We start from the raw sequence: 1,541 nt of genomic DNA, 5'->3' as shown, positions 1-1,541 counted from the left end.
TGATGAGATGGACGCTCCCCAAAACGGCGTCAATGCGCCAAACTGGTAATTGAACTCACTCAGTTAAAAGGGAACGTCCGTCATGAAAATTAGCACATTATCAATTGATTTGGCAAAAAATGTATTCCAAGTCGCTGGCTTTAATTCTAACCATAAAAGAGAATGCAATAAACGTTTAAACAGAGCTAAACTCAACGCCTTCTTAGCTAATACCCCTCCGTGCCGCGTCGTTATGGAAGCCTGTTATTCTTCCCACTACTGGGGAAGAGTATTTTCGTCTTACGGTCATACCGTTGACCTTATTCCTGCACAACACGTTACCCCCTTTGTTCGCGGTAATAAAAACGACAGTAACGATGCACTTGCTATCTATGAAGCAAGCTTACGCCCTCATATTAAATTCGTTCCTATTAAAACCGAAGCTCAGCAAGAAATACTCATGCTCCATAAGATACGTGAGCGACTTCTGCAAAACAGGATTGCTGCAACCAACCAGTTACGCGGTTTATTGGTCGATTTTGGGTATGTATTTCCTGTCGGTATTAAGGCGTTTGAGCAAGGGATAATTGCCTTAGAAAGTGATTCTGAGCTTCGCCCTCAGCTGCGCATAATGGTGAGTGATATTTACACCGAATACAAAACCCTTGTTAAACGCATTAAAGCTATTGAAGCGATGCTTACTGCACACGTTGAACGGGATACAAACGCTAAAATACTTCACTCTATCCCTGGCGTGGGTGTACTCAATGCCTCAGCCTATGCAGCATCAATCGGGAACGGTCAGGCATTTAAGAGCGCAAAAGAACTCGGTGTGTGGCTAGGATTAACACCTAAACAATACGCATCAGGCGATAAAAGTAAAATGTCTGGTATTACTAAACGCGGCAACAGTTACCTACGAAAACAACTTATTCACGGTGCTCGCGCCCTTATCGCCAGAAGCCACCATAAAACAGATGCGCTAAGCCAGTGGATAAACCAGTTGCGCGAGAAAAAACACTTTAATTGTGTGGTGGTCGCCACCGCACACAGATTGGCGCGACTGATGTGGATATTGCTGACCAAGCAAACATTCTACTCTCCTCAGTATGTGCAAAATACACACAAGGATGCTTAATTATGCGTATTTTACACGCCAATCACACCCGAGTTTACGACTTAAGACAGCCTGGTTATGACATAGGTTTTAAAACCTGAGTGGGTGTTTGGGCACTTAAGTCGTAACATACGCTTATCCTGTATGTACTTCACTTATAATGAAACAAAAAGCGCACGCTAACCAAGGTTAACCAGATAAAGACACGAGATTAAATCTCGTTTGGGTGAATATTTTTTAGGTCCCTTGGTACGAAGCTCATTAGGAGCATGGCGCATGACAATCATGACACCATAGCTCGAATATATGTCAGTACCTTTGCTTTTCAGCAAGCTTGTGACGCATCATGACTGTGAAATGGGATACATGACAATTAAATAAAGGCATCAATTTTGATGTTTAGACATTAGCTCGTCTTGACTTCAAGGGAGCGTCCATATATGTC

The 1,541-nt window shown here is 42.9% G+C and carries 1 protein-coding gene; it reads left to right on the top strand.

From position 1 onward, the window contains the following. Nucleotides 1-82: 82 nt before the first annotated feature. Nucleotides 83-1,117 (top strand): IS110 family transposase, encoded by a 1,035-nt coding sequence (locus I6E72_RS19575; RefSeq protein WP_121954016.1) that lies wholly within the window; start codon nucleotides 83-85, stop codon nucleotides 1,115-1,117. Nucleotides 1,118-1,541: the final 424 nt, after the last annotated feature.

This window comes from Pseudoalteromonas sp. NSLLW24, assembly GCF_015864725.1.
In the GTDB taxonomy this organism is placed as follows: domain Bacteria; phylum Pseudomonadota; class Gammaproteobacteria; order Enterobacterales; family Alteromonadaceae; genus Pseudoalteromonas; species Pseudoalteromonas arctica.
This window is presented reverse-complemented; position numbering and strand designations above follow the sequence as displayed.

Bases quoted from the DNA above. Each gene is read 5' to 3' on its own strand.
- I6E72_RS19575 (WP_121954016.1), top strand. From the start codon at position 83: ATGAAAATTAGCACATTATCAATTGATTTGGCAAAAAATGTATTCCAA.